Annotated in this window: 28 protein-coding genes; 18 read left to right on the top strand and 10 right to left on the bottom strand. The window is 59.2% G+C overall.

The window, feature by feature from the left end; genetic code table 11:
• Window positions 1-13 precede the first annotated feature (13 nt).
• Complete coding sequence (locus CWM57_RS04945) at window positions 14-1,405, top strand: MFS transporter (RefSeq protein ID WP_100675706.1); 1,392 nt, start codon at window positions 14-16, stop codon at window positions 1,403-1,405.
• Here the strand turns inward: CWM57_RS04945 and pspF are convergent.
• Entirely contained in the window at window positions 1,396-2,385 is a 990-nt protein-coding gene (gene pspF / locus CWM57_RS04940) for a phage shock protein operon transcriptional activator (RefSeq protein ID WP_165784139.1), read from the bottom strand. The two genes, CWM57_RS04945 and pspF, sit on opposite strands and share 10 nt — an antisense overlap.
• A 152-nt stretch (window positions 2,386-2,537) precedes the next feature.
• Between pspF and pspA the strand changes: the two genes are divergently transcribed.
• From pspA to CWM57_RS04900, 8 genes are all read left to right on the top strand, one after another.
• Window positions 2,538-3,206 carry a phage shock protein PspA gene (gene pspA / locus CWM57_RS04935; protein WP_061154884.1) on the top strand — a complete coding sequence of 223 codons (669 nt, stop codon included), beginning with the start codon at window positions 2,538-2,540 and terminating at the stop codon, window positions 3,204-3,206.
• Between the two features lie 55 nt (window positions 3,207-3,261).
• On the top strand, window positions 3,262-3,486 hold the full coding sequence (gene pspB, locus CWM57_RS04930; protein WP_002901911.1) for an envelope stress response membrane protein PspB: 225 nt from the start codon (window positions 3,262-3,264) through the stop codon (window positions 3,484-3,486).
• Window positions 3,486-3,845 (top strand): envelope stress response membrane protein PspC, encoded by a 360-nt coding sequence (gene pspC / locus CWM57_RS04925; protein ID WP_100675705.1) that lies wholly within the window; start codon window positions 3,486-3,488, stop codon window positions 3,843-3,845. The genes pspB and pspC overlap by 1 nt, the downstream gene beginning before the upstream one ends.
• A gap of 28 nt (window positions 3,846-3,873) precedes the next feature.
• Window positions 3,874-4,092: a phage shock protein PspD gene (pspD, locus tag CWM57_RS04920; protein ID WP_002901915.1), complete on the top strand. Its 219-nt coding sequence runs from the start codon at window positions 3,874-3,876 to the stop codon at window positions 4,090-4,092.
• Window positions 4,093-4,194: 102 nt separating this feature from the next.
• Window positions 4,195-5,592: a YcjX family protein gene (locus tag CWM57_RS04915; protein WP_023297458.1), complete on the top strand. Its 1,398-nt coding sequence runs from the start codon at window positions 4,195-4,197 to the stop codon at window positions 5,590-5,592.
• Window positions 5,589-6,650 carry a TIGR01620 family protein gene (locus tag CWM57_RS04910; RefSeq protein ID WP_100675704.1) on the top strand — a complete coding sequence of 354 codons (1,062 nt, stop codon included), beginning with the start codon at window positions 5,589-5,591 and terminating at the stop codon, window positions 6,648-6,650. Before CWM57_RS04915 ends, CWM57_RS04910 begins: the two co-directional genes overlap by 4 nt.
• 227 nt (window positions 6,651-6,877) lie before the next feature.
• Complete coding sequence (gene tyrR / locus CWM57_RS04905; RefSeq protein WP_100675703.1) at window positions 6,878-8,419, top strand: transcriptional regulator TyrR; 1,542 nt, start codon at window positions 6,878-6,880, stop codon at window positions 8,417-8,419.
• A gap of 100 nt (window positions 8,420-8,519) precedes the next feature.
• Complete coding sequence (locus CWM57_RS04900; RefSeq protein WP_165784138.1) at window positions 8,520-9,572, top strand: AbrB family transcriptional regulator; 1,053 nt, start codon at window positions 8,520-8,522, stop codon at window positions 9,570-9,572.
• 70 nt (window positions 9,573-9,642) lie between these two features.
• On the opposite strand, the gene tpx is transcribed toward CWM57_RS04900, so the two are convergent.
• Window positions 9,643-10,149, bottom strand: coding sequence for a thiol peroxidase (tpx, locus tag CWM57_RS04895; RefSeq protein ID WP_008805229.1), 507 nt, complete (start codon window positions 10,147-10,149; stop codon window positions 9,643-9,645).
• A 102-nt stretch (window positions 10,150-10,251) separates the two neighbouring features.
• Between tpx and ycjG the strand changes: the two genes are divergently transcribed.
• The gene (ycjG, locus tag CWM57_RS04890; protein WP_074386089.1) at window positions 10,252-11,217 is read left to right on the top strand and encodes an L-Ala-D/L-Glu epimerase; all 966 of its coding nucleotides are present in this window, start codon (window positions 10,252-10,254) and stop codon (window positions 11,215-11,217) included.
• Here ycjG and mpaA read toward each other — a convergent pair.
• Window positions 11,214-11,921: a murein tripeptide amidase MpaA gene (mpaA, locus tag CWM57_RS04885; protein WP_061154878.1), complete on the bottom strand. Its 708-nt coding sequence runs from the start codon at window positions 11,919-11,921 to the stop codon at window positions 11,214-11,216. The two genes, ycjG and mpaA, sit on opposite strands and share 4 nt — an antisense overlap.
• Window positions 11,922-11,993: 72 nt before the next feature.
• On the opposite strand from mpaA, the gene CWM57_RS27425 reads away from it, so the two are divergent.
• Together CWM57_RS27425 and CWM57_RS04880 are read left to right on the top strand one after the other, a co-directional pair.
• Window positions 11,994-12,110 carry a hypothetical protein gene (locus CWM57_RS27425; RefSeq protein ID WP_165784137.1) on the top strand — a complete coding sequence of 39 codons (117 nt, stop codon included), beginning with the start codon at window positions 11,994-11,996 and terminating at the stop codon, window positions 12,108-12,110.
• A complete protein-coding gene (locus CWM57_RS04880; RefSeq protein WP_100630913.1) occupies window positions 12,107-13,723 on the top strand; it encodes a peptide ABC transporter substrate-binding protein in 1,617 nt (538 codons plus the stop codon). The genes CWM57_RS27425 and CWM57_RS04880 overlap by 4 nt, the downstream gene beginning before the upstream one ends.
• 37 nt (window positions 13,724-13,760) lie before the next feature.
• On the opposite strand, the gene CWM57_RS04875 is transcribed toward CWM57_RS04880, so the two are convergent.
• The 4 genes from CWM57_RS04875 to CWM57_RS04860 are packed head-to-tail and all read right to left on the bottom strand — an operon-like array spanning window position 13,761 to window position 17,433.
• The gene (locus tag CWM57_RS04875; protein WP_100630912.1) at window positions 13,761-15,167 is read right to left on the bottom strand and encodes an MmgE/PrpD family protein; all 1,407 of its coding nucleotides are present in this window, start codon (window positions 15,165-15,167) and stop codon (window positions 13,761-13,763) included.
• 6 nt (window positions 15,168-15,173) lie between these two features.
• Window positions 15,174-15,848 (bottom strand): amino acid ABC transporter permease, encoded by a 675-nt coding sequence (locus CWM57_RS04870; protein WP_063106100.1) that lies wholly within the window; start codon window positions 15,846-15,848, stop codon window positions 15,174-15,176.
• Complete coding sequence (locus CWM57_RS04865) at window positions 15,848-16,639, bottom strand: amino acid ABC transporter ATP-binding protein (RefSeq protein ID WP_012968429.1); 792 nt, start codon at window positions 16,637-16,639, stop codon at window positions 15,848-15,850. The genes CWM57_RS04870 and CWM57_RS04865 overlap by 1 nt, the downstream gene beginning before the upstream one ends.
• Window positions 16,640-16,644: 5 nt before the next feature.
• The gene (locus tag CWM57_RS04860; protein ID WP_074386085.1) at window positions 16,645-17,433 is read right to left on the bottom strand and encodes a substrate-binding periplasmic protein; all 789 of its coding nucleotides are present in this window, start codon (window positions 17,431-17,433) and stop codon (window positions 16,645-16,647) included.
• A gap of 95 nt (window positions 17,434-17,528) precedes the next feature.
• On the opposite strand from CWM57_RS04860, the gene CWM57_RS04855 reads away from it, so the two are divergent.
• Window positions 17,529-18,416, top strand: a complete 888-nt coding sequence (locus CWM57_RS04855; protein ID WP_061154874.1) for a LysR family transcriptional regulator — start codon at window positions 17,529-17,531, stop codon at window positions 18,414-18,416.
• 172 nt (window positions 18,417-18,588) lie between these two features.
• Window positions 18,589-19,533 carry a LysR family transcriptional regulator gene (locus tag CWM57_RS04850; RefSeq protein WP_100675702.1) on the top strand — a complete coding sequence of 315 codons (945 nt, stop codon included), beginning with the start codon at window positions 18,589-18,591 and terminating at the stop codon, window positions 19,531-19,533.
• Here CWM57_RS04850 and CWM57_RS04845 read toward each other — a convergent pair.
• Window positions 19,530-20,597 carry an ABC transporter substrate-binding protein gene (locus CWM57_RS04845; protein WP_074386083.1) on the bottom strand — a complete coding sequence of 356 codons (1,068 nt, stop codon included), beginning with the start codon at window positions 20,595-20,597 and terminating at the stop codon, window positions 19,530-19,532. The two genes, CWM57_RS04850 and CWM57_RS04845, sit on opposite strands and share 4 nt — an antisense overlap.
• Before the next feature lie 223 nt (window positions 20,598-20,820).
• On the opposite strand from CWM57_RS04845, the gene CWM57_RS04840 reads away from it, so the two are divergent.
• Genes CWM57_RS04840 through CWM57_RS04830 form a run of 3 tightly spaced genes read left to right on the top strand, consistent with a single transcriptional unit; the run spans window position 20,821 to window position 24,940 of the window.
• Window positions 20,821-22,389: an ABC transporter permease gene (locus CWM57_RS04840; protein WP_074386082.1), complete on the top strand. Its 1,569-nt coding sequence runs from the start codon at window positions 20,821-20,823 to the stop codon at window positions 22,387-22,389.
• Complete coding sequence (locus CWM57_RS04835) at window positions 22,386-23,129, top strand: ABC transporter ATP-binding protein (RefSeq protein WP_061154870.1); 744 nt, start codon at window positions 22,386-22,388, stop codon at window positions 23,127-23,129. The genes CWM57_RS04840 and CWM57_RS04835 overlap by 4 nt, the downstream gene beginning before the upstream one ends.
• A gap of 23 nt (window positions 23,130-23,152) precedes the next feature.
• The gene (locus tag CWM57_RS04830; protein ID WP_074386081.1) at window positions 23,153-24,940 is read left to right on the top strand and encodes an aryl-sulfate sulfotransferase; all 1,788 of its coding nucleotides are present in this window, start codon (window positions 23,153-23,155) and stop codon (window positions 24,938-24,940) included.
• A 176-nt stretch (window positions 24,941-25,116) separates the two neighbouring features.
• Here CWM57_RS04830 and CWM57_RS27155 read toward each other — a convergent pair whose 3' ends face one another.
• The gene (locus CWM57_RS27155) at window positions 25,117-25,377 is read right to left on the bottom strand and encodes a hypothetical protein (RefSeq protein ID WP_133122268.1); all 261 of its coding nucleotides are present in this window, start codon (window positions 25,375-25,377) and stop codon (window positions 25,117-25,119) included.
• A gap of 74 nt (window positions 25,378-25,451) precedes the next feature.
• On the opposite strand from CWM57_RS27155, the gene CWM57_RS04825 reads away from it, so the two are divergent.
• Window positions 25,452-25,706 carry a late histone H1 gene (locus CWM57_RS04825; protein WP_100675701.1) on the top strand — a complete coding sequence of 85 codons (255 nt, stop codon included), beginning with the start codon at window positions 25,452-25,454 and terminating at the stop codon, window positions 25,704-25,706.
• Between the two features lie 60 nt (window positions 25,707-25,766).
• Here the strand turns inward: CWM57_RS04825 and CWM57_RS04820 are convergent, their stop codons facing one another.
• Entirely contained in the window at window positions 25,767-26,540 is a 774-nt protein-coding gene (locus CWM57_RS04820) for a hypothetical protein (protein WP_074386080.1), read from the bottom strand.
• Window positions 26,541-26,557: the final 17 nt, after the last annotated feature.

The raw sequence follows: 26,557 nt of genomic DNA, 5'->3' as shown, positions 1-26,557 counted from the left end.
GGAGGGCCATGCGATGAGCACTGTCACCGTGAGCGACCCCCCCTTTGTCGGCAGCGATCGCCTGCTGGTGGGGATTGTGCTAAGCGTTTTAACCTTCTGGCTGTTTGCCCAGTCGGTGATTAACGTGGTGCCGGCGATGAAAAGCAGTCTTGATATCTCCCTTGAAACCTTAACCCTGGCCGTCAGTCTCAGCGCGCTGTTCAGCGGCTGTTTCGTGGTCGCCAGCGGCGGCCTGGCGGACAAGTTTGGCCGGATGCGGATGACCACCCTCGGACTGGGGCTGAGCATCGTCGGCAGCGCCATGCTGGTGGTCGCTCAGGGACCGGGGCTGTTCCTGGCCGGCCGGGTGCTACAGGGGCTGTCGGCGGCGTGCATTATGCCGGCGACGCTGGCGCTGATTAAGACCTGGTATGAGGGGCGTGCGCGTCAGCGGGCGGTCAGCTTCTGGGTCATCGGCTCGTGGGGCGGCAGCGGTCTCTGTTCCTTCGTTGGCGGGGCCATCGCCACCGGGCTCGGCTGGCGCTGGATCTTCGTCTTCTCCATCGCCGTCGCCCTGCTGGCGCTGTTTTTGCTGCGCGGCACGCCGGAGAGCCGCAGCGCCAGCGCCAGCCAGCATAAGCTGGACGTCGGCGGTCTGCTGAGCCTGATTGCCGCGCTGGTGCTGGTGAATTTGTTTATCAGCAAGGGCCATGGCTGGGGATGGAGCAGTCCGCTGTCGTTGACCATGCTGGTCGGGGCGCTGGCGGCGGGGGCGGTATTTATCCGCAACGGCATGCGCAAAGGCGAGGCGGCGCTGATTGATTTTGCGCTGTTTCGTAACCGGGCCTACGGCGCGGCAGTGCTGTCGAACTTTCTGCTCAATGGGGCGATTGGCACCATGATGATCGCCAGCATCTGGCTGCAGCAGGGGCACCACCTGACGCCGCTGGAGAGCGGGATGATGACCCTCGGCTATCTGGTGACCGTCCTGGCGATGATCCGGGTCGGCGAGAAGCTGCTGCAGCGCTATGGCGCCCGGCTGCCGATGATGGCCGGGCCGGTGCTGACCGCCATTGCCATCGGCCTGATATCCTGCACTTTTCTCGATAAGGCGCTGTATATCGGGGTGGTGTTCGCCAGCAATGTGCTGTTTGGTCTCGGGCTGGGCTGCTACGCCACGCCGTCAACGGATACGGCGGTGGCCAACGCGCCGGAGAACAAAATCGGCGTCGCCTCGGGGATCTACAAGATGGGCAGCTCGCTGGGCGGGGCAATGGGCATTGCCGTGACGGCGTCACTTTTTGCGCTGTTTTTACCGCTGTGCATGGCCCATGCCGCCCAGTATGCCCTGTGGTTCAACGCCGTCTTATGCCTGGGCGCGATGGCGGTGAGCGCGCTGCTGCTGCCGCGCACCTCTCACAGCTGATGCTTTTTCAGTAGCGCGCGGAGCTGGTGATAGGTCAACCCCAGCAGCTCCGCCGCCTGCTTCTGATGATACTTCGCCTGCTCCAGACTCCGCTGCAGCAGGCGTTTTTCCTGCTGCAGCTGAAAATCGCGCAAATCCAGCGGCAGGGCGGGCAGCTCTTCGCCGGACGCGGCTTCCGGCGTGGGTGAGGTAGTCTGGCGGAAAGGATTAAGGATAATCGCGTCCAGCTCATGCTCGCTGTCGCCGTGGCGATACACCGAGCGCTCGACGACATTCTTCAGTTCGCGAATATTGCCCGGCCAGCGGTAGCCGAGCAGCGTTGCGGTCGCCCGCTCGCTAAAGCCGGGAAACAGCGGCAGGCCAAGTTCGCGGCACATCTGAATGGCAAACTGGTTGGCGAGCAGCATGATGTCGCTCTGCCGTTCACGCAGCGGGGGGAGCTGTACCACGTCGAAGGCCAGACGGTCGAGCAGGTCGGCGCGAAAATGGCCTTCCTCTACCATTTGCGGCAGATCGGCGTTGGTGGCGCACACCAGCCGGACGTTAACCTGCAGCGGCTGGCTACCGCCTACGCGCTCCAGCTCGCCATATTCAATGACTCTTAATAGCTTCTCCTGCACCAGCATCGGCGCCGTCGCCAGCTCATCGAGAAACAGCGTCCCGCCGTCGGCGCGTTCGAAGCGCCCGGGATGGCGCTTGCTGGCCCCGGTGAAGGCCCCGGCTTCGTGGCCGAACAGCTCCGAGTCGAGCAGATTGTCGTTCAGCGCCGCGCAGTTCAGCGAGATAAACGGCCCCTGCCAGCGGCTGGAGAGGTAGTGCAGACGGTTAGCGATAAGCTCTTTCCCGGTACCGCGCTCGCCGATGACCAGCACCGGTTTATCCAGCGGGGCCAGCCGGGAAACCTGTTCCAGCACCTCGAGAAAGCTGTTGGCCTCGCCCAGCAGATTATCCTTGTACTGCGCCATGATGAATTTCGCCATTAAGTAGTGTGATTAACCAGGTGACTGTAGCAACGCCTTGCACAATTCGCAACCACTCTGTTTAAAATCAATAAGATAAAAAGTTGGCACGCCATTTGTATTAGCTAAGCCACAGGTGAATACCTGAAACCAGAACTATGAGGATTGAAATTATGGGTATTTTTTCTCGTTTTGCCGACATCGTGAACGCCAACATCAACTCCCTGCTGGAGAAAGCGGAGGACCCGCAAAAGCTGGTGCGTCTGATGATCCAGGAGATGGAAGACACGCTGGTGGAGGTGCGTTCGACGTCGGCCCGCGCGCTGGCGGAAAAGAAACAGCTGTCCCGTCGTATTGAGCAGGCGGTCGCCCAACAGGCGGAATGGCAGGAAAAAGCCGAGCTGGCGCTGCGTAAAGAGAAAGAGGATCTGGCCCGGGCGGCGCTGATCGAAAAACAGAAGCTGACCGACCTGATTGCTCAGCTGGACCACGAAGTGCAGCTGGTGGATGAAACGCTGGCGCGCATGAAAAAAGAGATTGGCGAGCTCGAGAACAAACTCAGCGAAACCCGCGCCCGTCAGCAGGCGCTGGCGCTGCGCCATCAGGCGGCGAGTTCGTCCCGCGATGTGCGTCGCCAGCTGGACAGCGGTAAACTGGATGAGGCGATGGCCCGCTTTGAATCGTTTGAGCGCCGCATCGATCAGATGGAAGCGGAAGCGGAGAGCCACCGCTTTGGCAAGCAGCAGACGCTGGATCAGCAGTTTGCCGAACTGAAAGCAGACGACGAAATCAGCGATCAACTGGCGGCGTTGAAAGCCAAAATGAACCAGTCGAACCAGTAAGTACGATTGCGCGGCGCGGCGTTGCGCCGCGGCTCACCCCCTGTAAGGAGTACACATGAGCATGCTTTTTCTCGCCATTCCGCTGACGCTGTTTGTGCTGTTTGTTCTGCCGGTTTGGCTGTGGCTGCATTATAACAATCGCGGCGCCAACGGCAGTCTGACGCAAAATGAGCAGCAACGGCTGCTGCAGTTGACCGATGACGCGAAGCGGATGCGCGAACGCATTCAGGCGCTGGAAGCGATCCTGGATGCCGAACATCCGAACTGGAGAGACAAATAATGGCCGGACTGGATCTGAATAAAAAACTGTGGCGTATCCCGCAGCGCGGGATGGTGAAGGGCGTCTGCGTGGGCATTGCTCAGCATCTTGATGTCCCGGTGAAGCTGGTGCGACTGATTACCGTGCTGGCGATGATTTTCGGCCTCTTTTTCTTTGTCCTGGTGGCCTACATCATTTTGACTTTTGCTCTGGATCCGATGCCGGACAGCGAGCTGTACGGCCACAAAGCGCCGAGCAATGGCGATCTGCTGGCCGCCGTGGATGCTGAGCTGGCCTCCGGTGAACAGCGTCTGCGTGAAATGGAGCGGTATGTGACCTCCGACACCTTTACGCTGCGCAGCCGCTTTCGCCAGCTGTAAATCCTGTTTTTAACGAGTGAGGCAACGCATGAATAGCAAATGGCAACGCGCCGGGCAGCAGGTAAAGCCCGGTCTGAAAATCGTCGGTAAGCTGGCGCTGCTGACCGCGCTGCGTTATGGCCCGGCGGGCGTTGCCGGCTGGGCGGTCAAATCGGTCGCGCGTCGGCCGCTGAAAATGCTGCTGGCGGTGGCGCTGGAGCCGCTGCTCAGCCGGCTGGCCAACCGCGTCACGCGCGGGATGAAATAATGCCGCCGTGAGGAAATCCCCCAGGGATGAACGTTGCCCTGCTTATCCTCACCAGATAGCTTATGATAACGAGAACCACCTTCAGGGCATAACGGACTGGCGATGAAGCGACTGAAAACTGAATTGAATGCGCTGGTCAACCGCGGGGTTGACCGGCATTTACGTCTGGCGGTGACTGGCCTGAGCCGGAGCGGTAAAACGGCGTTTATCACCGCGCTGGTCAATCAACTGTTGAATATCCACACCGGCGCCCGCCTGCCGCTGCTGAGCGCCGCACGCGAAGAGCGGCTGCTCGGCGTCAAGCGCGTGCCGCAGCGGGACTTTGGCATTCCCCGATTCACCTACGACGAAGGGCTGGCCCAGCTGTACGGCCAGCCTCCTATGTGGCCAACCCCGACGCGCGGGGTGAGCGAGATCCGTCTCGCGCTGCGCTACCGTTCGAATGACTCCCTGCTGCGCCATTTTAAAGACACCTCCACGCTGTATCTGGAGATCGTCGACTATCCAGGCGAGTGGCTGCTCGATCTGCCGATGCTGGCACAGGATTATCTGAGCTGGTCACGACAGATGACCGGACTCCTGCAGGGACAGCGTGCGGAGTGGTCGGCCCGCTGGCGGCAGCTGTGCGCCGGGCTGGATCCGCTGGCCCCTGCCGACGAGGCCCGTCTGGCAGATATCGCCGCCGCCTGGACGGACTATCTGCACGCCTGTAAGCGTGAAGGGCTGCACTTTATCCAGCCCGGGCGCTTTGTCCTGCCCGGTGAAATGGCGGGCGCGCCGGCGCTGCAGTTTTTCCCATGGCCTGACGTCGATGCCGTCGGCGAAGCCAAGCTGGCGCAGGCGGACAAACACAGCAACGCCGGCATGCTGCGCGAACGCTACAAATACTATTGCGAAAGGGTGGTGAAGGGGTTCTACAAAGAGCACTTCCTGCGCTTCGACCGGCAGATTGTGCTGGTGGACTGTCTGCAGCCGCTCAACAGCGGGCCGCAGGCCTTTAACGATATGCGCCTGGCATTGACCCAGCTGATGCAAAGTTTCCATTACGGGCAGCGCACCTTGTTCCGCCGGTTGTTTTCGCCGGTCATCGACAAGCTGCTGTTTGCCGCCACCAAAGCCGATCACGTCACGGTCGATCAGCACAGCAATATGGTGTCGCTCCTGCAGCAGTTGATTCAGGATGCGTGGCAGAACGCCGCCTTTGAGGGGATCAGTATGGATTGCCTGGGGCTGGCGTCCATTCAGGCGACCCAGAGTGGGTTGATTGAGGTGAATGGCGAGAAAATTCCCGCCCTGCGCGGCGATCGGCTGAGCGACGGCCAGCCGTTGACCATCTATCCTGGCGAGGTACCCGCGCGCCTGCCGGGCCAGGCCTTCTGGCAGCAGCAGGGATTTCAGTTTGAAAACTTTCGTCCGCAGGTCATGGATGTCGATCGGCCTTTGCCGCACATTCGCCTCGACGCGGCGCTGGAATTTTTGATTGGAGATAAACTGCGATGAGCGAACCCTTAAAACCGCGGATTGATTTTGATGGCCCGCTGCAAGCGGAAAAAATACCGCCGCTGAAAAGCGCCCGCGCCTTCGACCGCCTCGAGGCGGACAACTTCGCGCCAGCGCGGCTGGTGACCGGCGAAGAGGAAGAGGGGGCGGCGGAAGCGGTGGTGGAGTCGGTCCTGCGACCCAAACGCAGCCTGTGGCGGCGGATGGTCAGCGCCGGACTGGCGATCTTCGGCGTCAGCGTCGTGGCGCAAGGCGTGCAGTGGACGGCCAACGCCTGGCAGACCCAGGACTGGATTGCGCTGGGCGGCTGCGTCGCCGGGGCGCTGATCGTCGGCGCCGGCGTCGGATCGGTAGCTACCGAGTGGCGCCGTCTGTGGCGACTGCGCCAGCGCGCCCACGAACGCGATGAAGCGCGCGATATGCTGCACAGTCACGCGGTCGGTAAAGCGAAAGCGTTTTGTGAGAAGCTGGCGCAGCAGGCGGGTCTGGATCAGTCGCATCCGGCGCTGCAGCGCTGGTATGCCGCGATCCACGAAACGCAAAGCGACCGGGAAGTGGTGAGCCTTTATGCGCAGCTGGTGCAGCCGGTGCTGGATGCCCAGGCGCGGCGGGAAATCAGCCGTTCGGCGGCGGAGTCGACGCTGATGATTGCCGTCAGCCCGCTGGCGCTGGTGGATATGGCGTTTATCGCCTGGCGTAACCTGCGGCTGATCAATCGAATTGCCACGTTGTACGGCATTGAGCTCGGGTATTACAGCCGTCTGCGACTGTTTCGCCTGGTGTTGCTGAATATCGCTTTCGCTGGCGCCAGCGAACTGGTGCGCGAGGTGGGGATGGACTGGATGTCGCAGGATCTGGCGGCCCGGCTGTCGGCGCGCGCCGCGCAGGGCATCGGCGCCGGACTGCTGACCGCCCGTCTCGGGATCAAGGCAATGGAGCTGTGCCGCCCACTGCCGTGGATCGCCGATGATAAACCGCGGCTCGGCGATTTTCGTCGCGAGCTGATTGGGCAGTTGAAAGAGACCCTGCAGAAAAGCAAAACCCGCCCGGAGAACTGATCCCCGCTGAAAGACATTGCCGGGCGGCGGTTTCGCCTTGCCCGGCCGACAGGGCACGTCGGATCCCGGCTCGCCGAGGCGGTCATTTAGCCACTGACCGCCTGACTTTACGGCACAACGCCCATTTTTCCGCCATACTGTCAATAATTGTTGACAGTTAGCTTCCCGAAAACCCATTCCTGTCCTATTATTCTCCCGTCATTGGCACTTTTAGGGTGAACACTCCCATGCGTCTTGAAGTCTTTTGTGAAGACCGTCTCGGTCTGACTCGTGAATTGCTCGATTTGCTGGTGCTGCGCGGCATTGATCTACGTGGTATCGATATTGACCCTATTGGCCGAATTTACCTCAATTTTGCCGAACTGGAGTTCGCCACGTTCAGCAGCCTGATGGCAGAGATCCGTCGTATCGCCGGCGTGACAGATGTGCGCACCGTGCCGTGGATGCCATCGGAGCGTGAACACCTGGCGCTCAGCGCCCTGCTGGTGGCGATGCCGGAGCCGGTGCTGTCGCTGGATACCAAAGGCAAGGTGGAACTGGCCAACCCCGCCAGTTGTCTGCTGTTTGGTCAAAGCCAGGCGAAGCTGCGTAACCATCCTGTGGCCCAGCTGATCGCCGATTTTAACGTTCAGCGCTGGCTGGAGAGCAGCCCGCTGGAGACGCATGCGGAACATGTGGTGGTGAATGGTCAGAATTACCTGCTGGAAGTGACTCCGGTCTATCTGGAAGGGGAGCATAACGAGCGGGTGCTGACCGGCGCCGTGGCGATGCTGCGCTCAACCGTGCGGATGGGACGTCAGCTGCAGACCATGACCAGCCAGGACACCAGCGCCTTCAGCCAGATCCTCGCGGTGGGGCCGAAAATGCGCCACGTGGTGGAGCAAGCGCGCAAGCTGGCGATGCTCAGCGCGCCGCTGCTGATTGTCGGCGACACCGGTACCGGCAAAGATCTGCTGGCGCATGCCTGCCATCTGGCCAGTCCGCGGGCGGGCAAACCCTATCTGGCGCTCAACTGCGGCTCCATTCCCGAGGACGCGGTCGAGAGCGAGCTGTTTGGCGACGCGCTGCAGGGTAAGAAGGGCTTCTTCGAGCAGGCCAACGGCGGCTCGGTGCTGCTGGATGAAATTGGCGAGATGTCGCCGCGAATGCAGACTAAGCTGCTGCGCTTCCTCAACGACGGCACCTTCCGTCGCGTTGGCGAGGATCATGAAGTGCACGTCGATGTGCGGGTGATCTGCGCGACGCAGAAAAACCTGGTCGAGCTGGTGCAGAAAGGGCTGTTCCGTGAAGATCTCTACTATCGCCTCAACGTCCTGACGCTGTATCTGCCGCCGCTGCGCGACTGCCCGCAGGACATTATGCCGCTGACGGAGCTGTTCGTGGCCCGCTTTGCTGATGAGCAGGGGGTCCCGCGGCCGAAGCTCTCCGCCGATCTCAGTACGGTGCTCACCCGCTACAGCTGGCCCGGCAACGTTCGCCAGTTGAAGAATGCCGTCTATCGCGCACTGACCCAACTGGAGGGATTCGAGCTGCGCCCACAGGACATTCTGCTGCCGGACCATGACGTCGCGTCGCTGCCAGTGGGCGAGGAGGCGATGGAAGGGTCGCTGGACGACATCACCCGCCGCTTTGAGCGCTCGGTGCTGACCCAGCTCTATCGCAGCTACCCCAGTACCCGTAAGCTGGCGAAGCGGCTGGGGGTGTCGCATACCGCCATCGCCAATAAGCTGCGTGAATATGGTCTGAGTCAGAAAAAGGGCGACGAATAATCCCGCCAGGCCGGCGACCCTCGTTGCCGGCATCCTGGCCTGCAAAGCGGGCCAAACCTGTATATACTGGTTTTTTAATCCTTTTTCCGGGTGGTGCATCTTGGCGTCGCGTCGCGCGATCGGGCAATGGCTGGCATTGCTGCTGCTCTCTGTTCTCTTTTCCTCGCTGCTGTTACGCCTTCATCTGCCGGCGGCGCTGCTGCTGGGGCCGCTAATCGCCGGCATCATCTTCAGCCTGCGCGGGGTGACGCTGCAGCTTCCCCGCCCCTGTTACCTGGCGGCGCAGGCCATTGTCGGCTGCATGATTGCCCGGGCGATCAACCCCTCTGTTTTTGGTGTGCTGTTCAACAACTGGGCGCTGGTACTGGCGATCCTGTTGACCACCCTGGCGATTAGCGGCCTCACCGGCTGGCTACTGGTTCGCTATAGCGCGCTGCCGGGCGCCACTGGCGCCTGGGGAAGCTCTCCCGGCGGCGCGTCGGCAATGGTGGTGATGGCCCAGGAATACGGGGCCGATGTGCGGCTGGTGGCGCTGATGCAGTATCTGCGGGTGCTGTTTGTCGTCGGCGCGGCGGCGCTGGTGGTGCGTTATGCGTTGGGCAATGAAGCGCAGGAAATGACTCAGGATATTGTCTGGTTTCCATCGTTGACCCTGAATTTCCCTTTCACGCTGCTGCTGACGGCGCTAGCCTGTTGGCTGGGCATGCGGCTGCGCATCCCCTCCGGGGCCATGCTGTTGCCGATGCTGCTCGGCGCACTCGCGCAGGGCAGCGGTGGGGTGATGCTGGAGCTGCCGGAGTGGCTGCTGGCGATGGCCTATGCCGTGCTGGGCTGGACGGTGGGGCTTCAGTTTAATAAAGCCATTTTTCTGCTGGCGCTGAAGACGCTGCCGCAGATTATCGCCTCTATTCTCGGGTTGATCATGATGTGCGCCCTGATGGCCCTCGGCCTGACTCATATTTTGCAGATGGACTTTATGACCGCCTATCTGGCCACCAGTCCAGGCGGGCTGGACACGGTGGCGATTATCGCCGCCGGCACCCGGGCGGATATGTCGTTCATTATGGCGCTACAGACGCTGCGGCTGTTTACCATTTTACTGACCGGCCCGGCGATGGCGCGGGCTATCTCCCGCTATGCGCCACGGCAATAAAAAGCCCCCGCAGAGCGGGGGCTGAGCAAAGAGAATGTCCGCAGGCGCGATGCGCCCGGGCACGCTGTTATCAGGCTTTCAGGGCGGCCAGCGCGGCGTCGTAGTCCGGCTCTTCGGTGATTTCGTTCACCAGCTGGCTGTAGACGACCTGATCGTTTTCATCGATAACGACCACGGCGCGAGCAGCCAGGCCAGCCAGCGGACCGGCGGCGATGGCGACACCGTAGTCAGCGAGGAACGACGCGCCGCGCAGCGTGGAAAGGGTCACCACGTTGCTCAGGCCTTCCGCGCCGCAGAAGCGGGACTGGGCGAACGGCAGGTCAGCGGAAATGCACAGCACCACGGTGTTGTCCAGTTCAGCGGCCAGCTGGTTGAATTTACGCACTGATGCGGCACACACGCCGGTATCAATGCTCGGGAAAATATTCAGTACTTTACGTTTGCCGGCGTACTGGCTCAGCGCGACGTCAGAGAGATCTTTGGCGACCAGCGTAAACGGCTGCGCTTTAGCGCCTGCCTGCGGAATGGTGCCCTGAACAGAAACGGGGTTGCCCTGGAAATGCACGGTTTGTGACATGGTTATCTTCCTGTTTACATATAGTTAACGTCACGAGTAGTGTATGACATCCGCCAGCTACACGGCAAACCCTATTTAACATCTACCAGAGAGGACAAGGGAATGCGCAACGTGCGAGTGTATGAGGAAGCCTGGCCGCTACATACCCCTTTTGTGATCGCCCGCGGCAGCCGCAGCGAGGCAAAAGTGGTGGTGGTGGAACTGGAGGAGGACGGTGTGAAAGGGGTGGGCGAATGCACACCTTATCCCCGCTATGGCGAGAGCATCGCTTCGGTCATGGCCCAGGTGATGGCGATCGGCGAGCAACTGGAAGCGGGCCTCACCCGCGAACAGCTGCAGCGACTGCTGCCGGCAGGCGCCGCGCGCAATGCCGTTGACTGCGCGCTGTGGGATCTGCAGGCGCGGCGCGAAGGCAAAACCTTGCCCCAGCTGCTGGGTGTGGCGTTACCCAACCGGGTGATCACCGCCCAAACGGTGGTCATTGGTACGGCGGATCAGATGGCAGCCAGCGCCGCGGCGTTGTGGCAGAAGGGGGCCCAGCTGTTGAAAGTGAAGCTTGACGACCGGCTGATCAGCGAGCGGTTAATCGCTATCCGTCAGGCGGCGCCGCAGGCCACCCTGATTGTCGACGCCAATGAATCCTGGCACAGCGAGGGGCTGGCGGCGCGCTGTCAGCTGCTGGCGGACCTCGGCGTGGCGATGCTCGAGCAGCCGCTCCCGGCTGACGCCGATGCGGCGCTGGAAAACTTCGTTCATCCGTTACCGATTTGCGCCGACGAGAGCTGCCATACCCGGGAGAGCCTGCCGAGGCTGCGCGGGCGCTATGAGATGGTCAATATCAAACTGGATAAAACGGGCGGTCTGACCGAAGCGCTGGCTCTGGCCGAGGAGGCGGAACGGCAGGGGTTTGAACGGATGCTGGGCTGTATGCTCTGCACCTCGCGCGGGATCGCCGCCGCGCTCCCCCTGGCGCCGCTGGCGCGCTTCGCCGATCTCGACGGCCCGACATGGCTGGCGGTGGACGTTGAGCCGGCGCTGCGGTTCAGCACCGGCGTGCTTCATCTTTAAGCCTGCCAGCGCAGCAGGTCGGTCATCGCCGGCAGGTAACGCTCCGTTGCCTCGTCGGCGGAGACCGGCGGGAACTCGGCGGTGATGCAGGGGAGTCCGATATCGGCGCACCAGCTGCCAAAGGAGCCCGGCGTGTCGTAGCCCACGCTGCCGACCAGCGGCAGGGAGAAGGCATTAGCCAGCCAGTGCCCCAGCGGGCTGTGGCCCGGGTCTTCGATACAGGCCAGCGGATCGTGAAAGGAGACCACCCACGCCGGATGGATCTGATGGATCAACTGACACAGGGCCTGGGTCTCCCGCTCCGAACCCGGCTGCTCGCCGGTCAACAGCACCACGTCGCGCTCCTCTGCCGCGCTGTTCCAGCGATAAACCGTTTCCCCTTGTCGCCAGTTAGCGGCTGGAAAGTTACGGTTGAGGTCAACCCCGCGGGCATTGGCACGCAGCCCGAGCTGACAGCCGTCAGGATTGACCGTTAGCACCACGTGGTGACGGCGCAGCTCGGGTTTCAGGGTGCGCAGGGCGCAGGAGAGGGTCACAATCGACGAATTTTCATCACCGTGGGTGCCGGCAATAATCAGGCCACTGCGACTGTCGGCCTGCGGTGCAGGAAACCACAGCAACGGCGCGCCCAGTTCCGAGCTGCCGTACTGCCGGGTTCCCGGCGGAAAGTCGCCGCGCTGCGGACGAGGACGTGAAATAGACATAGGGCTTCCTGTGTGTCGTTATTATTCAGTGTTGGCGAAAAGCGTGTCGTGATCAAACCCATTCCCTGAGGCGTGAAATCCGACGACACATCAATTTTCTATCATATGTCGTTTGCAATTTCAGGTGATAAAACAAATAATTATCGCTCTGTTGGCGGTATTTTTTTCATTTTAAAGGGGATCTTATGAAGTATCCTGTCGCTTTGACATGCGGCGCGCTGTGGTTAGCCAGCGTATCTTCTTTAGCCTGGGCGGCGGACGTACCGCCGGGCACGGTACTGGCTGAAAAACAGCTGTTAGTACGCCATATCAAAGATGAACCCGCCTCGTTAGATCCCGCCAAAGCGGTGGGCCTGCCGGAAATCCAGGTGATCCGCGATCTGTTTGAAGGTTTAGTCAATCAGGATGCGAAAGGCAACCTGGTTCCAGGCGTGGCGACCCGCTGGCAGAGCAACGATAACCGCGTCTGGACCTTTACCCTGCGCGATGACGCGCGCTGGTCCGACGGCACGCCGGTTACCGCCGAGGATTTCGTCTATAGCTGGCAACGTCTGGTGGATCCGAAAACCACTTCGCCGTTCGCCTGGTTCGCGGCGCTGGCGGGGATCGCTAACGCGCAGAACATCATCGACGGCAAAGCCGCGCCGGAGACCCTGGGGGTCACCGCCGTCGATGCCCACACCCTGCGGGTACAGCTGGATAAACCACTGCCGTGGTTCAGCAACCTGACCGCCAGCTTTGCCTTCTACCCGGTACAAAAGGCGAACGTCGACAGCGGGGCAAACTGGACGCGGCCCGGCAGCCTGGTGGGCAACGGCGCCTATGTTCTGAAAGACCGCGTCGTGAATGAAAAGCTGGTGCTGGTGCCGAACACGCACTACTGGGATAACGCCAAAACGGTGATCCAGCAGGTCACCTTTGTGCCGATCAACCAGGAGTCTGCCGCCACCAAGCGCTATCTTGCCGGCGATATCGATATCACCGAATCTTTCCCGAAAAATATGTATCAGAAGCTGCTGAAGGATATTCCGGGGCAGGTTTATACCCCGCCGCAGCTGGGCACTTACTATTACGCCTTTAATACCCAAAAGGGGCCGACGGCGGACGAGCGGGTGCGACTGGCGCTGAGTATGACCATCGATCGCCGGGTGATGGCGGAGAAAGTGCTGGGAACCGGGGAAAAACCGGCCTGGCGCTTCACGCCGGACGTGACGGCGGGCTTCACCCCCCAGCCTTCACAGTTTGAGAGCATGAGTCAGGCCGAGCTTAACGCCCAGGCGAAAGCCCTGCTGGCTGCCGCCGGCTACGGCCCGAATCGTCCGCTGAAGCTGACGCTGCTGTATAACACCTCTGAGAACCATCAGAAGATTGCCATCGCGGTGGCGTCGATGTGGAAGAAAAACCTCGGCGTGGAGGTGAAACTGCAGAACCAGGAGTGGAAAACCTATATCGACAGCCGTAACACCGGCAATTTCGACGTGATCCGCGCCTCGTGGGTGGGGGATTACAACGAGCCGTCCACCTTCCTGTCGCTACTGACCTCCACCCACAGCGGAAATATCTCGCGCTTTAACGATCCGGCGTACGATAAAATCCTCGCCCAGGCGGCGGTGGAGAATTCGGCCAAAGCGCGTAACGACGATTACAACGCGGCGGAGAAGATCATTATGGTCAAAGCACCGATCGCGCCGATCTACCAGTACACGAACGGCCGGCTGATTAAGCCGTGGCTGAAAGGATACCCGATCACCAACCCGGAAGATGTGGCCTACAGCCGTACCATGTATATCGAGAAGCACTAATCGGTCGTGGTTGCCTGATGATGTCAGGCAACCCTTGCTACGCCGGTAGTGCAAAGCCCATCAGATCTGCCGAAGAGGAGTAATACCGAGCCGTTTCCTCCTCCATCACGCTCGTAAGCAGTTCGTTAACCTTTATCTTATGTCCGGGCAAATTTCGCCGCGCTTTGGCAATAATTTCGCCATCGCTAAGCGGGCGTTCGGCGCTGCCGAGGGGTTTGTAGCGTTCCTGCTCTGCACGTTCACCACAGCTGTTTGTGACCACAACGCGCGCGCCAGGCTGGCGTGCCGGACCGTTCATTCGCTGTGTAAATTCAGGTGTGACAGTGGCCGTGACTTTATCCGCCACCGCCAGCAAGGCTGGGTTTTGCATATTGTCTTCTGTATACCAGCCGGCACCAGGTGGCAGGCCAGCGGCGACCGCTGCCAGCGTCCACGGCAGGCTGAACTGCGCGTCGGTCACCGTTTGCGGCCGGTAGTCCATCATATCGTTGACCAGGCGGGGAAAGCTTTGTACCTCAATGGTGCGGAGATCCGCAACAGACCAGCCGGTCTGCTGCATAATGCCCTCCATGCATTCCAGCGCGCAGGCCAGCCAGCGGCAGGCGGGATATCGCTTAAAGCTACCGTAACCAGCGTACCAGTGGCTGCCGAGATCGTCGGTCAACCTGTCTGGCGCGAACTGGTCAGAGCCAATCATCCGCCAGAAGCCCTGTTCGCCATCGAGTACGTCAAGGCTGCCGCTGAGGCCTTGCTGCGCCATTATCACCGCCTGGACGGCGACTTGCGCGGCGGGCGCCACGGCATCTTTGAGCGACAACAGCGGCCGTTGTCGCCAGTTATACTGGTGCAGGCTGGGGAGCGGGGTTAACGCGGCGGCCAGGCCCACCGCGTGATGTAATTGCTCAGGGTTTAACCCCAACAACCGACCGGCCACCACGGCTGCGCCGATAGATTGGTGCTGCGCCACGCCGTAGACCTGGCTGAAGCGTTCTGCCGAAGGTTGAATGGCGTGGATGAGCCGGTTATTCACCTCGAAACCGGCCGTCAGGGTGGTAATCAGCACGTCCTGAGCTACCGGCTCAGGATTGAGGTCAAGCGCAACCATCGCGGCGGCAACCAGCGTGGCTCCCGGATGGCCGAGCCCTTTTCCGTCGATCTCCACACCGTCATCGTGATCCAGGCCGTTTATCATGGCGGCGTTCGCGAACGCGGCCGCTAATGGGCTGAAACCGGACTCACCGAAGACGCTACAGTGACCGTTTCCGCCAAATAGCCGGGAGGCGCGTATCATCGGTTCACTGACCCGGTGACCACTGGCCGCCCAACCGCAGGCGAGAGCATCCAGTAAATGCAGTCGAATTTTGCGCCGAAGGGGAGCCGGGATAGCTGGCGCAGATAAGGTACTGGCAAAATTGACCAGCTGGCGTGTTGCGGAAATAGTCATGGTTACTCAACGTTTGAAGTAGCGGCTGCGGATCCGGCGCTCGGCATAGCTTGCCAGCAGTGACAGCGGAAGAATGGTGGCGACGAAAAACAGCGCCACAAAAGTCAGTGTTTCCAGAGGGCGGAAGGTGGCGGTACTCAGCCGTTGCCCTTGATAGAGGATCTCACCCGTTGCGATATAACTCGCCAGCACGGAATTCTTAACCGACATCACGCACTGGCTGACAAACGCCGGTAGAATTCGTAAAAAGGCTACCGGCCCGGTAATGCGAACTAATACTTTCAGCGGTGACATCCCCACCGACAGGCCCGCTTCGACCAGACCATGATCGACCGACTGCATACCAGAACGAAATATTTCAGCAAAAAATACGCTGCCATATAACGAGATGGCGAGGACACAGGTCAGATACGAGGAGAGGGTCAGGCCGAACAAAATGGGCAGACAGTAGTAGGCCCAGACAATCAGCACCAGAGGGGGGATTGAACGCACAATCTCAATCAACCCCTGGGTGGGTAAGCGGATGACCGCCCTGGACGCGCCGCGCAACGGGGCCAACAGCGCTCCGCCAAGAATGCTTAACGTGACTGAGGCCAGCACAATTTTAAAAGTGGTCAATATCCCTTCCAGCAAAACCGCGTGATATTGCCACAGTATTGAGAAATCCCAGTGATAAGACATTAGCGCAGCTCCTCTGCCGTTACGCCGGACAGCGTCATAAAGCGTCGGATAGGGGCATCGGGCGGTCGTGACCAGATCTCCTGCGGGGATGCTTCTTCCACCAGTTTGCCATTATCCATCAACAGCAGCCGGCTACAGACCTGCAGGGCAAAACGCATTTCATGGGTAACCACCAGCATGGTGGTGCCGCTGGCCGCCAGTTCGGAAATAACGGACAGCACCTCCCCGACAGATTCCGGATCGAGTGCGGAAGTCGGTTCGTCGAACAGGATCACTTGCGGCGCCATAGCCAGGGCGCGGGCGATAGATACCCGCTGCTGCTGACCGCCTGAAAGTTGCACCGGGAAGTCTCCGGCTTTTTCTTGCAGGCCCATACGCGTGAGCAGCGCCATGGCTTTTTCGATGGCTTTTTTACGCGGCACGCCCAGGACCTGTACCGGACCTTCAATAATATTCTGCAATACACTGCGGTGTGGCCACAGATTAAAGTGCTGGAATACCATCGTCATTGAGGCACGCTGGCGCGCTAATGTGCGCTGTGTGACCTGTTTTCTCTGCGCGCCGTGAAAGCCTATTTCTTCCTCACCCAGCCAGATATGCCCACTATCCGGGACTTCAAGCATGTTCAGGCAACGCAGCAGGGTGGATTTACCCGCGCCGCTGCGGCCAATGATGCCAATCACCTCCGAGGGACGAACCGCGAAGGAAACATCATCTATAATTTTATTACCTGAAAATGATTTGCTAAGCGCTTCAATTTTCAGCAACGGTAATAATGATTGTGGGTTCATCAGAGTTATTTCGCTGGGTGAGTATATTTATGCCAGATTTTTTTCAGCGTGCCGTCTTTATCCAGCTGTTCGAGCCGTCCATTCAGCCACGCCTGTAATTCCGGACGATCTTTACGCAGGCCCATATTGGTTGCCTGTTCTTTGACCGGCTGCGGAATAATCATCGTGCCCTGATGACGCTTTTGAATATATTGCGCCATCTGGATATCGTTAGTGACGATGGCATCCGCGCGGCCGCTCTCCATCTGGAGCTGCATGTTGTCGCTATCGGGAACGATAATCCACTGGGCTTTGTCCAGTTGAGGCTGCAGCAGCGTGACGGCTGCCGAGCCATCAATCGCGCTGAGTCTGGTCTGTGAAGTGTTGATAGTGTCCCAGCGCTGATATTTCTGCGTCTCTTTCTCCAGAGTCAGGACGCCCATCTGGTGCGAGCCCATTGGGCGGGTAAAGTCGACGGCTTTGGCCCTTTCTGGCGTATTATTAAAACCACCTAAAATATCGAAACGGTCAGATTGTAAACCCGCGACGGCGGTGCCCCATTGCGTATCAACGTATTCAATCTTGATATCGGTGTTTTTAAATATCGCCTGCACAACATCCGGAACCAGCCCGGTCCACTGGTTGGTCAGCAGATCTTTCTGATACCACGGCGGTGCGTTGACCGCACCGACGCGGATCACATGGTCTGGCAGAATCGTATTGATTTCTTCCCCGGCCTGAGCAGGAGACTGGGCTAAGAACATCCCCGGTATAAGCAACAATATCGACATGAAGCGTGACGTGAAAAATTTCATTTTATGTCCTCTGGTGAATATAATTATGGATTCTATAACCCTGAGTGCATATTTTTTAAATGCATAATCAGCATATCGTTATCAGGAAAATGGCAATGACACCCAAGCAACTCGAGGTCTTTATCAGTATTGTTCAGCTAGGTTCAGTGACAGCGGCAGCGGCGCAGCTGGCCATGTCGCAGCCTTCGGTGAGTAAAAGCCTGGCGCTTATCGAGCAGCAGATGGGGTTCAGCCTGTTTGAGCGCTATCAAGGCAAGATGCAGCCAACCGCGGAAGCCAGAGCGCTGTATAAAGAGGCGCTGCGCGTGCATCAAGATCGGCTTCGTTTTGAGCGTTTTGTTGATCACATCCGCCAGTATCGCGTTGGTCAGTTGCGGGTCTGCGCCACGCCTGCGCTGGCGCTGAATATATTGCCACTGGCGGTGGCGCGTTTTCGCCAGACCTTTCCCGATTATGGTGTGGTGGCGGATATGTGTCTCAACAATGAAATTGAGACAGCGGTTGAAGAAGGGCGTTACGATCTCGGTTTTCTGGTGAAACCCGGCTACGAACCAGAGGATAACCCGCTGGCCATCTGCCGGGGCGAAATGGTGTGTGTGCTGCCCGAGCAGCATCCGCTGGCGCAGCAGACGGAAATCCGTTGGCAGGATATCCCGACGCGCGACCTGGTGTATATCACGACCGACGCGCGGCTGGTTGCCATGATTGCCGAAGAGGTGCCGGCGTTCCGCCAGCGCCAGGTGGCGGCGGTAGAAACCAACCGCTACAGCATGGCGATTAATCTTGTCAGACACGGCAACAACAGTATGACTATTGTTGACAGTTTTTCTCTACAGGGCGTCGACACCAGCGGTCTGGCGGTGCGGCCGTTCCGTCATGCGTTGCCGGTTTCTGTCGTCGCGGTGACGGATGGACATAGCACCCTGTCTCAGCCGGGCGAAGTGTTTGCGAAAGTGATGACGGAATTAATGGCTGAAACATGAGATCAGCGTGAGGCTCTGTGGCTGGCCGCTCTTGCAGATTCATCACTATTCTGCAACGCGAACTTTCACTCCCAGTCACCGTGGACTAACTCACCGGGAGTGGTGTCTGTGGTTTACCGCCAGGCCGCCTTCCAGTACTTTTGTTGAATAGTAGAGGGAAGGGAGTGGATCGATGCATCTGGATTTTCGCCAGTTACGCAATTTTGTGGCGCTAGTGGAGTACGGCAGTTTTAATCGTGCGGCGGAGGCGGTTTGCCTGTCGCAGTCGGCGTTTAGCCGCAGTATTCAGGCGCTGGAGCAGAGTGTCGGTCATCCTTTATTCGACCGCCAGAGCAAGCTACCGACGCTCACGCTGCATGGGCAAAAGCTGCTGCCTTATGCGCGCCGTTTTCAGGAACTCAATATCGAGCTCAGTAGCCAGCTGCGTGAGGCGGACGATGCGCAAAATGGCGAGGTCGCTTTTGGCTGCGGCCCGGCCCCCGGCGCGAGGCTGATTCCGGCGGCCATCGGTGAGTTTCATCGTCTTTTGCCGCAGGCGAGGGTGCGTTTTCACATTGATAACTGGCTTGCTCTGCATCAGACGCTTACCTCCCAGCACTATCCTTTTGTGGTCGCCGATAGCTGGCAGGCCGAGCTTGACCCGCAGTTACGCGTGCAGCCGCTCAGCCCACAACGCTGTTTCTTTGTCTGCCATGCCGAACATCCGCTGGCAAAACAGGGGACGATCTCGATTCAGGAGATGCTGCGCTATCCTTTTGCCGCCCCCTATTTGCCGCCGGGGGTACGCAAGGTACTGGCAACCCTCAGCCAGCAACAGGACTTTACGCCCGCGATCCAGTGCGACCATATTTACGCGCTGCTTTCCACTCTGGCGCAAACCCACGCGATAAGCTTCGCCAGCGAGGACGGCTTCGCGTTGTGCCAGCACAGCCATCGGCTGGTGAAACTGGAACTTAGCGATCTGCCAGATGAGTGGCGGCTAATGCAGACCCGGTTTGCCATTATCTCCCCGGTTCATGCGATTCAGCCGCCGCTGGTTGAGAGGCTGATTGAGATTATCCTCCACACCGACCGTCAGCATCAGCTTCAGCTGCTGGCGCAGGAGGAGGGGGATTAACCGGCGTTTTTCGCCTCACCTTTGGCATCGTACAGTGGCCAGCGGTTTTCCAGTTGCTGCGTTTTCAGCGCCTGCTCGACAAACTGGCCGTCCACCCACTGCTTAACGTCAAAGGCGCTGCGGATCAGACGACCCGATTTAGCCTGCTCGACGCTACTGCTGAAGCTGTCGGTCAGGAACGGGTCAATACGCGGTGAGGTGGTAAAGTTCAGATCCTGCGGCTGCAGCGCTTCCAGAAATAACGCCTTGGGGATCTGGCTTTGCTGCGCCATCTCGGCAGACCAGGCGTCTCGATTAGCCGGATCGCTGATTTCAGCGGCATTCTTCACCAGCACATTAACGATCTGCTGAGTCGCCTGCGGCCAGGTCTCGATAAACGTCTGCGTGCCGAGGAACCCCGCCTGGGTGGTGTTCTGGCGGCCTGAGTCGCCGCTTTTAACCACCACATCAATTTTGTCGCCGCGTAGCGCCAGCAGGGAGACGCCTCCCCATACCGCATCGACGCGACCGGCCGCCAGCGCTGCTTTACCCGCGTTCCAGTCAAGGTTGATGACCTGCAAACTGCGCTCATTGAGGCCGGCGGTTTGCAGCGCCCGGTCAAAGGCCAACTGGTCCGCCGTACCGCGATAGACCGCTACCCGTTTGCCTTTCAGGTCGGCCAGCGTTTTAATACCCGAGGCTTTGGTTACCGCGAGCCAGGATTCCGAGCCGCGGCTGCCCAGAAGCAGGCGTGTCGGCAGACCATTGGCCTTACCGATAATCGCCGCCAGATCGCCGAGGTAAACAAAATCAAGCTGTCGGTTGGCTAACGCTTCATTCACCGCCGGGCCTGCCCCCTTGAAAAACTGCCACTGCACTTCCACACCCTGCGGTTTAAACACCTCTTCCAGCTGATGGCGGATAAACGCCATGCCGACCGGCCCCTCAATAAAAGGTTGACTGCCTGCGCTCTGATCCGGCACGCCGATGCGAATGGTTCGTAGCGTCTCGGCCTGGGCGTTTGCCGCCAGACCGATGACCGTGACCAATGCCAGCAAGGTGCGGCTAAAAAATGCTTTCATCATAACGTATTGCTCCCTTGAGTTTTTTTCTCACCCTAAAGAGCCGGCGGGCGGTGTGTTAAATGCTTTTATTCGCCAAGCATGGGTGAAAAAAAGCTAAATCAGACGCAGCGTGCCCGCCAGGCTGAAATGCATTCGATGCATCGGGATTATTCACCTTACGCAATAGCGGGGCAGCGTGAGTCACGTTTTCATAGCGGCATCACTTTCCGATGAGTGGACCGATATGTCGCAGATGATCTTAAGAACCGATGCCCCTGGCAGGCCGGGTTTCCGGCTTAACGGCTGGCCGTGGCTGCTGCCAACGCTACTGCTATTGCTGTGGTACATCGCCGCCCGCGAGGGATGGATGCCCGCGCAAATTTTGCCCGCGCCGTCGGTGGTTGCCGATACCGCGTTGTCGCTGCTGAGCGGCGATCTGCTGGCGCAGTGGGGATTTAGCCTCCAGCATCTGGCGCTTGGCCTGCTGCTGGGCGCCATCGCCGGCACGCTGCTCGGGGCGCTGTTTGGCCTGGTGCCAGCGGCCGCGCAGCGGGTGGAACCGCTGTTCTACGCGCTGGCGCAAATTCCGACGCTCGGCTGGATCCCGCTATTGATGGTGCTGTTCGGGATTGATAACGGCCTCAAGCTGGCGGTTATCGTGAAAACCACCGTGGTGCCGATGACCATCAACACTCAGCAGGCAGTTGCCAGCGTGCCGCTGACCCTGAGCGAAGCCGGCAGGGTGATGAACTTTTCCCGCTGGCAGCGGCTGCGCTGGCTGGTGATCCCGGCAAGCCTGCCGGGCTGGTTTACCGGTCTGCGTCTGGCGCTTTCGCAGGCCTGGGTATCGCTTATCGTTGTCGAGCTGTTGGCTTCTTCAGAAGGTATTGGCTACCTGATGGTCTGGGGCCGCCAGCTGTTTCAGCTGGATATTGTCTTCGTCACCATCGCGGTGGTTGGCCTGAGCGGCATGTTGATGGAGTGGGCGGCGAATCGGGCCTGTTCCCGACTGGTGTTCTGGCCGCAGCCAGCCGCCGGACGCCTGGCGTGGAAACCGCAGGCCAGCTGGCGGGCGTTGCAGCTGCCGATAGTCCTGCTGGCGCTGTGGCAGCTGGCCAGCCAGTGGGGCTGGATTGATGGCGGATTATTCTCTTCGCCGCTGGCGGTGGCGGCGCGTTTTGTTCAGGGGATCCTGAGCGGAGAGCTGAGCGCCGCGATGCTGGCCAGTCTGGGGAGAGCGGTTGTCGGCGGCGCGCTGGGGATTGCCGGCGGTTTGCTGTGCGGGCTGTTGCTGGCGCTGCGCCCACGCGCCGGACAAATTTTCACCCCCACGCTTAACGTGCTGCGCCATATTGCTCTGTTTGCCTGGCTGCCGCTGCTGACGGCATGGGTGGGTAACGATAACGGCGGCAAAATTGTCTTTATCGCGCTGGCGTCGTTCTTTCCGATGTTCTTCAGCACCCTGCAGGCGGTGCTTCAGCGAAATCCGCAACTCGATGAAGTCGCCAGGGTACTGCGGCTGGGCGAATTCGCGCGCCTGCGCCGGGTCATTCTTCCCGGTGCCGCGCCGGGGATCTTTGCCGGTCTGCGGCTGGCGCTGATTTACGCCTGGCTTGGCAATATCGGCGCGGAATATTTCATGTCCTCCGGCGTCGGGATCGGCAGCCTGATGATCAATGCCCAGCAGCTGCTGGATATGCCCACTATTCTCTGCGGCATGGTGCTGGTCGGTATCACCGGCGCGGCGCTGGATAAAGCTGGACGTTTACTGGAAATGCGCGCCACCCGCTGGCGTCAACAGGAGCAGTTATGACCTCTTCAACTCTGGTCTCTTTTCGTCACGTGCGTAAATCCTGGCAACAGGTGACGGCGCTACAGAATTTCAACCTGGATATCGCCGCCGGTGAACTGGTCGCGCTGGTGGGCAGCAGCGGCTGCGGTAAATCGACGCTGCTACGGATGCTGGTGGGCCTTGAGTCAGCCACCCAGGGGGATATTTGTATTAACGGCGAGCCGGTCACCGGCGTGGGCAAAGAGCGCGGCATTGTGTTTCAGGAGCCGCGCCTGTTTCCGTGGCTTAACGTGCTCGACAACGTGATGCTCGGCCTGGCGGATGAAAAGCTCAGCCGGGCGACGAAGCGCCAGCGGGCACTGGAGATGCTGGCGCGCGTGCAGCTCAGCGAGTTCGCCAGCGCGCTGCCCGCGCAGCTTTCCGGCGGCATGGCCCAGCGGGTGGCTATTGCCCGCGGTCTGGTGGCCCGCCCGCAGATCCTGATGCTCGATGAGCCTTTCGGCGCGCTGGATGCCCTGACGCGTCACACCCTGCAGCAGGAACTTTTACAGATCCACCAAAGCGCGGGAACCACCACGTTACTGGTGACGCACGATGTGGAAGAGGCCGTCGCCCTGGCCGATCGCGTCGTCGTGCTCTCACCGCGTCCGGGGCGGATACGAGAAATCGTGAACCTGGCGCTGCCTCATCCGCGCCAGCGTGATGATGACTCGTTTACCGCCGCCTGCCGCCACATTCGCAACCTGATTACTTCTGTCTGATTTTATTATTTAAGGAGCAACATATGGGACATCCTTCCGTTTACCCGACCGGCGCCACCCTTTACGATCCGCAGCGCGCCTGGAGCGGCTACACCCTTTTCCAGGCCACCGAACACGGCGCGGTACTGGTGGATATGAATGGTCACGTGGTGCGGGAATGGCCTGAACTGCATGGGTTTCCCAACAAAATTCTGCCCGGCGGTGCCATCCTTGGCCACAGCGGCGAGCGCGACCCGCGCTATGGCATGCAGGATATGCTCGATCTGATCCAGGTGGACTGGGAGGGCAACGTAACCTGGAAATTCGACCGCTACGAACAGGTCAGCGATCCCGGCAACGAAACGCGCTGGATGGCGCGCGCTCATCACGACTATCAGCGAGCGGGTAACCCGGTCGGCTACTACGCACCGGGGCTGGAGCCGCAGGTGGATGGCGGCAATACCCTGATCCTCGCCCACACCAATCTGGTTAATGAAGCGATCTCCGACAAGCTGCTGCTGGACGACACCATTATTGAAGTCGACTGGCAGGGCAATGTGGTCTGGGAGTGGCGCTGCAGCGACCATTTTCATGAGCTGGGCTTCGACGATGCGGCACGCACCGCGCTGTACAATAACCCGAATATGCGCGCCAGCGGCGGCGGAATGGGCGACTGGATGCATATCAACTCGATGTCGGCGCTGGGACCGAATAAATGGTATGACGCCGGCGATGCGCGCTTTCATCCCGATAACATTATCTGGGACGCCCGCGAATCCAACATTATCGCCATTATCGATAAGCAGAGCGGCAAAATTGTCTGGCAGCTCGGCCCGGACTACAGCAAACCGGAGCTGAAGCACATCGGCTGGATCATCGGCCAGCATCATGCGCATATGATCCCGCAGGGGCTGCCGGGCGCGGGCAATATCCTTATTTTCGACAACGGCGGTTGGGCCGGATACGGTGCGCCGAATCCGGCGTCGGCGGATGGGGTGAAAAACGCCTGGCGCGATTATTCACGGATCCTTGAGATCAACCCGCTGACCCTCGATATTGAGTGGCGCTACTCGCCTTATGAAGCGGATCTGCCGCAACCGACCGACTCCTATCGCTTCTACAGCCCGTATATCAGTAATATGCAGCGCCTGGAAAATGGCAATACGCTGATTAACGAAGGATCGAACGGCCGCATTTTTGAAGTGACCCGCGATCACGACATTGTCTGGGAATATATTTCGCCGTTCTGGGGCAAGACGCTGAATAATAATATGGTTTACCGCGCCTACCGCATTCCTTACGCGTGGATCCCGCAGCTTGCGCAACCGCAGGAGACGCCGATTGCGGCAGTCGATGTCCGCACTCTGCGTCAGCCGGGCGCGGCGGCGGCGGGCCCGGCGCAGAGCGTGGTGCGCGTGGCGGGCGTACAGCCGTACAGTAAAAGCGCCGATGCGCTATGCGTAGCTACCGATAACGATACGCTGCGCCGCAGTCCGAAGCTGTTCCGCGTTGCGGAAAGCGCATTCCGGCCGATAAGCGCGGCGAGTGAACTGCAGGGTGAACGACCCGTGCTGCTGTTCGTTGGCGCGGAGCGCTGTGTGCATTGCCGTAAACTCTGGCAGCTGCTGGCCCATGAAAAACTCAGCCAGCGTATTGCTCAGTTTGAAACGCGCTATCTGGATGCCGATTTGCATCAGGAACTGGCCAGCGACCTCGGCGTACGCGGCCTGCCGACGCTACTGCTGATAACATCGGGCCAACCGATATCGCGCGCACCGACGCAATACTCAGTGGAAAGTCTGCTCAACTGGTTGAACAGTGTCAGCCTGTGATGCTATCCGGTTGAGAGGATAACTGTGGCGCTGCGGCTGAGTCTGGCGCAGCGCTTAACCAGCCAGTGATGAGCAGTGGTTGCCTGATGATGTCAGAAAACCATGGTTAAACCTTACAAGGTCGCGACGTGCCGCGACCTTGTACTATTAGCTATCCATGCTATCTCTCGTTTCACTTAATTAAGTCTTAATATTTCATCCTGATAATTCATGTGGTTTTTAACTAACGAGTAATCTGGCGATGAAGAAAATATTATTCCCCCTCGCGCTTCTGCTACTGGCAGGCTGTGCCAGCAAATCCCCGCAACAGATGAACGGTCGTGAACTGGCGCGGTGCGCATGGAAAGGGAATGCTGATTGCAAAACTGAATTGCAGCACCGCCTGCAGATGAAGCAGGGTACGCCAACGGCGGTAAGCTCGCCAGCACCTGCGGCATAAGCTTATTCCTGCTCTTAACGGACGGGAATTATCCCGGATGTGACTCACTTAAATTTAATAATACGGATAACTATGATGAAACAATTCGCAATGGCGCTGGGTATCTGCGCGCTTATGGTTTGCGGCGCCGCCAATGCAGCAAATGGTCAGATGATTTCAAAAGCTAAATCAGCCTGCCAGAATAACCCGACGCAGTGTTCCCAGGCCAAGTCCACGGCAAAAGCGGATGCGCAAAAAGAAGCGAAAGCGGCTAAAGCAGCCTGCGCTAAAAATGAGACCGCCTGCAATAATGCAAAAAATAACGCCAAAAATGCAGTGAATAAATAATAACGAGACGGTGGGGGAACCCACCGTCATCATAGTGACGCTTGTTCTACCATCCTGCCATTATCTTTCAGCAGAACGCTTACGCCAGTCGTGCACCATCAGCCAGGCAATCATGAACATAATCGCGAGCCCGAAAATCAGGCTGGTGAGGTTTGCCCCTAAGCCGATACCACCGTTATCAACCGGTTGTGAAAGTAAATCTCCGCAGGCTGCGCCGAATGGGCGGGTCAGAATATACGCCGCCCAGAAGCAAAATACGCGGTTTGCTTTAAAGATAAAACAGGCGCCGGTGATAATCAGGATCCACGTCCCGAAGAACATTGCCGCACCGTAATAACCCAGACTCACGCCTTCCGCCAGCCAGTCACCTACCGCTGTACCGAGGGCAAATGTGGCCAGAATCGCCAGCCAGTAAAATGATTCACGGCTCCGGCTATCGATGTGATGAATCGACAGCGTACCTTCCCGCCGGTACCACGTGACAAAGATGACCAATAAGAGGACGCTGAACACCAGCGAAGAGAGCGCCAGCGGTACATGCCAGGCATCGGTTAAGTTATCTGTGATCAAGGTGCCGAATACGCTAATAAACACGACCGTGACCCAATACAACACCGGCTGATAGCGTGTGGCCCGCATCTGGAAAAAGAGCGACAATGCCAGCAGCGCGCCAGTTACTATTGAAGTATTGGTTAAACCAAACTGCAAATCCATATTAAGGAAATCTGCCGCCGTTTCGCCAACGGTGGTCGACATCATTTTGATTAACCAGAATACAAGCGTAATCTCAGGTACTTTATTGAGCCACACTGAATGACTTTGCGGAATAGTCATAGGGGTCTTCTCATGTC

It is taken from the genome of Klebsiella sp. G-Nf4 (genome assembly GCF_002810615.1).
GTDB classification, from domain to species: domain Bacteria; phylum Pseudomonadota; class Gammaproteobacteria; order Enterobacterales; family Enterobacteriaceae; genus Klebsiella; species Klebsiella variicola.
Note: the sequence above shows the minus strand (reverse complement) of the source record. Positions and strands in the feature narration are given on the sequence as shown.

What these genes read in the sequence shown, in the direction of transcription:
- tyrR (WP_100675703.1), top strand. Translation starts at nt 6,878, where the DNA reads ATGCGTCTTGAAGTCTTTTGTGAAGACCGTCTCGGTCTGACTCGTGAA.
- CWM57_RS04850 (WP_100675702.1), top strand. Translation starts at nt 18,589, where the DNA reads ATGCATCTGGATTTTCGCCAGTTACGCAATTTTGTGGCGCTAGTGGAG.
- pspC (WP_100675705.1), top strand. Translation starts at nt 3,486, where the DNA reads ATGGCCGGACTGGATCTGAATAAAAAACTGTGGCGTATCCCGCAGCGC.
- tpx (WP_008805229.1), bottom strand. Translation starts at nt 10,149, where the DNA reads ATGTCACAAACCGTGCATTTCCAGGGCAACCCCGTTTCTGTTCAGGGC.
- pspA (WP_061154884.1), top strand. Translation starts at nt 2,538, where the DNA reads ATGGGTATTTTTTCTCGTTTTGCCGACATCGTGAACGCCAACATCAAC.
- CWM57_RS04855 (WP_061154874.1), top strand. Translation starts at nt 17,529, where the DNA reads ATGACACCCAAGCAACTCGAGGTCTTTATCAGTATTGTTCAGCTAGGT.
- CWM57_RS04820 (WP_074386080.1), bottom strand. Translation starts at nt 26,540, where the DNA reads ATGACTATTCCGCAAAGTCATTCAGTGTGGCTCAATAAAGTACCTGAG.
- CWM57_RS04870 (WP_063106100.1), bottom strand. Translation starts at nt 15,848, where the DNA reads ATGTCTTATCACTGGGATTTCTCAATACTGTGGCAATATCACGCGGTT.
- pspF (WP_165784139.1), bottom strand. Translation starts at nt 2,385, where the DNA reads ATGGCGAAATTCATCATGGCGCAGTACAAGGATAATCTGCTGGGCGAG.
- pspB (WP_002901911.1), top strand. Translation starts at nt 3,262, where the DNA reads ATGAGCATGCTTTTTCTCGCCATTCCGCTGACGCTGTTTGTGCTGTTT.
- CWM57_RS04830 (WP_074386081.1), top strand. Translation starts at nt 23,153, where the DNA reads ATGGGACATCCTTCCGTTTACCCGACCGGCGCCACCCTTTACGATCCG.
- CWM57_RS04880 (WP_100630913.1), top strand. Translation starts at nt 12,107, where the DNA reads ATGAAGTATCCTGTCGCTTTGACATGCGGCGCGCTGTGGTTAGCCAGC.
- CWM57_RS04915 (WP_023297458.1), top strand. Translation starts at nt 4,195, where the DNA reads ATGAAGCGACTGAAAACTGAATTGAATGCGCTGGTCAACCGCGGGGTT.
- mpaA (WP_061154878.1), bottom strand. Translation starts at nt 11,921, where the DNA reads ATGTCTATTTCACGTCCTCGTCCGCAGCGCGGCGACTTTCCGCCGGGA.
- CWM57_RS27155 (WP_133122268.1), bottom strand. Translation starts at nt 25,377, where the DNA reads ATGCCGCAGGTGCTGGCGAGCTTACCGCCGTTGGCGTACCCTGCTTCA.
- CWM57_RS04945 (WP_100675706.1), top strand. Translation starts at nt 14, where the DNA reads ATGAGCACTGTCACCGTGAGCGACCCCCCCTTTGTCGGCAGCGATCGC.
- CWM57_RS04845 (WP_074386083.1), bottom strand. Translation starts at nt 20,597, where the DNA reads ATGATGAAAGCATTTTTTAGCCGCACCTTGCTGGCATTGGTCACGGTC.
- CWM57_RS04865 (WP_012968429.1), bottom strand. Translation starts at nt 16,639, where the DNA reads ATGAACCCACAATCATTATTACCGTTGCTGAAAATTGAAGCGCTTAGC.
- ycjG (WP_074386089.1), top strand. Translation starts at nt 10,252, where the DNA reads ATGCGCAACGTGCGAGTGTATGAGGAAGCCTGGCCGCTACATACCCCT.
- CWM57_RS04875 (WP_100630912.1), bottom strand. Translation starts at nt 15,167, where the DNA reads ATGACTATTTCCGCAACACGCCAGCTGGTCAATTTTGCCAGTACCTTA.
- pspD (WP_002901915.1), top strand. Translation starts at nt 3,874, where the DNA reads ATGAATAGCAAATGGCAACGCGCCGGGCAGCAGGTAAAGCCCGGTCTG.
- CWM57_RS04860 (WP_074386085.1), bottom strand. Translation starts at nt 17,433, where the DNA reads ATGAAATTTTTCACGTCACGCTTCATGTCGATATTGTTGCTTATACCG.
- CWM57_RS04840 (WP_074386082.1), top strand. Translation starts at nt 20,821, where the DNA reads ATGTCGCAGATGATCTTAAGAACCGATGCCCCTGGCAGGCCGGGTTTC.
- CWM57_RS04825 (WP_100675701.1), top strand. Translation starts at nt 25,452, where the DNA reads ATGATGAAACAATTCGCAATGGCGCTGGGTATCTGCGCGCTTATGGTT.
- CWM57_RS04910 (WP_100675704.1), top strand. Translation starts at nt 5,589, where the DNA reads ATGAGCGAACCCTTAAAACCGCGGATTGATTTTGATGGCCCGCTGCAA.
- CWM57_RS04835 (WP_061154870.1), top strand. Translation starts at nt 22,386, where the DNA reads ATGACCTCTTCAACTCTGGTCTCTTTTCGTCACGTGCGTAAATCCTGG.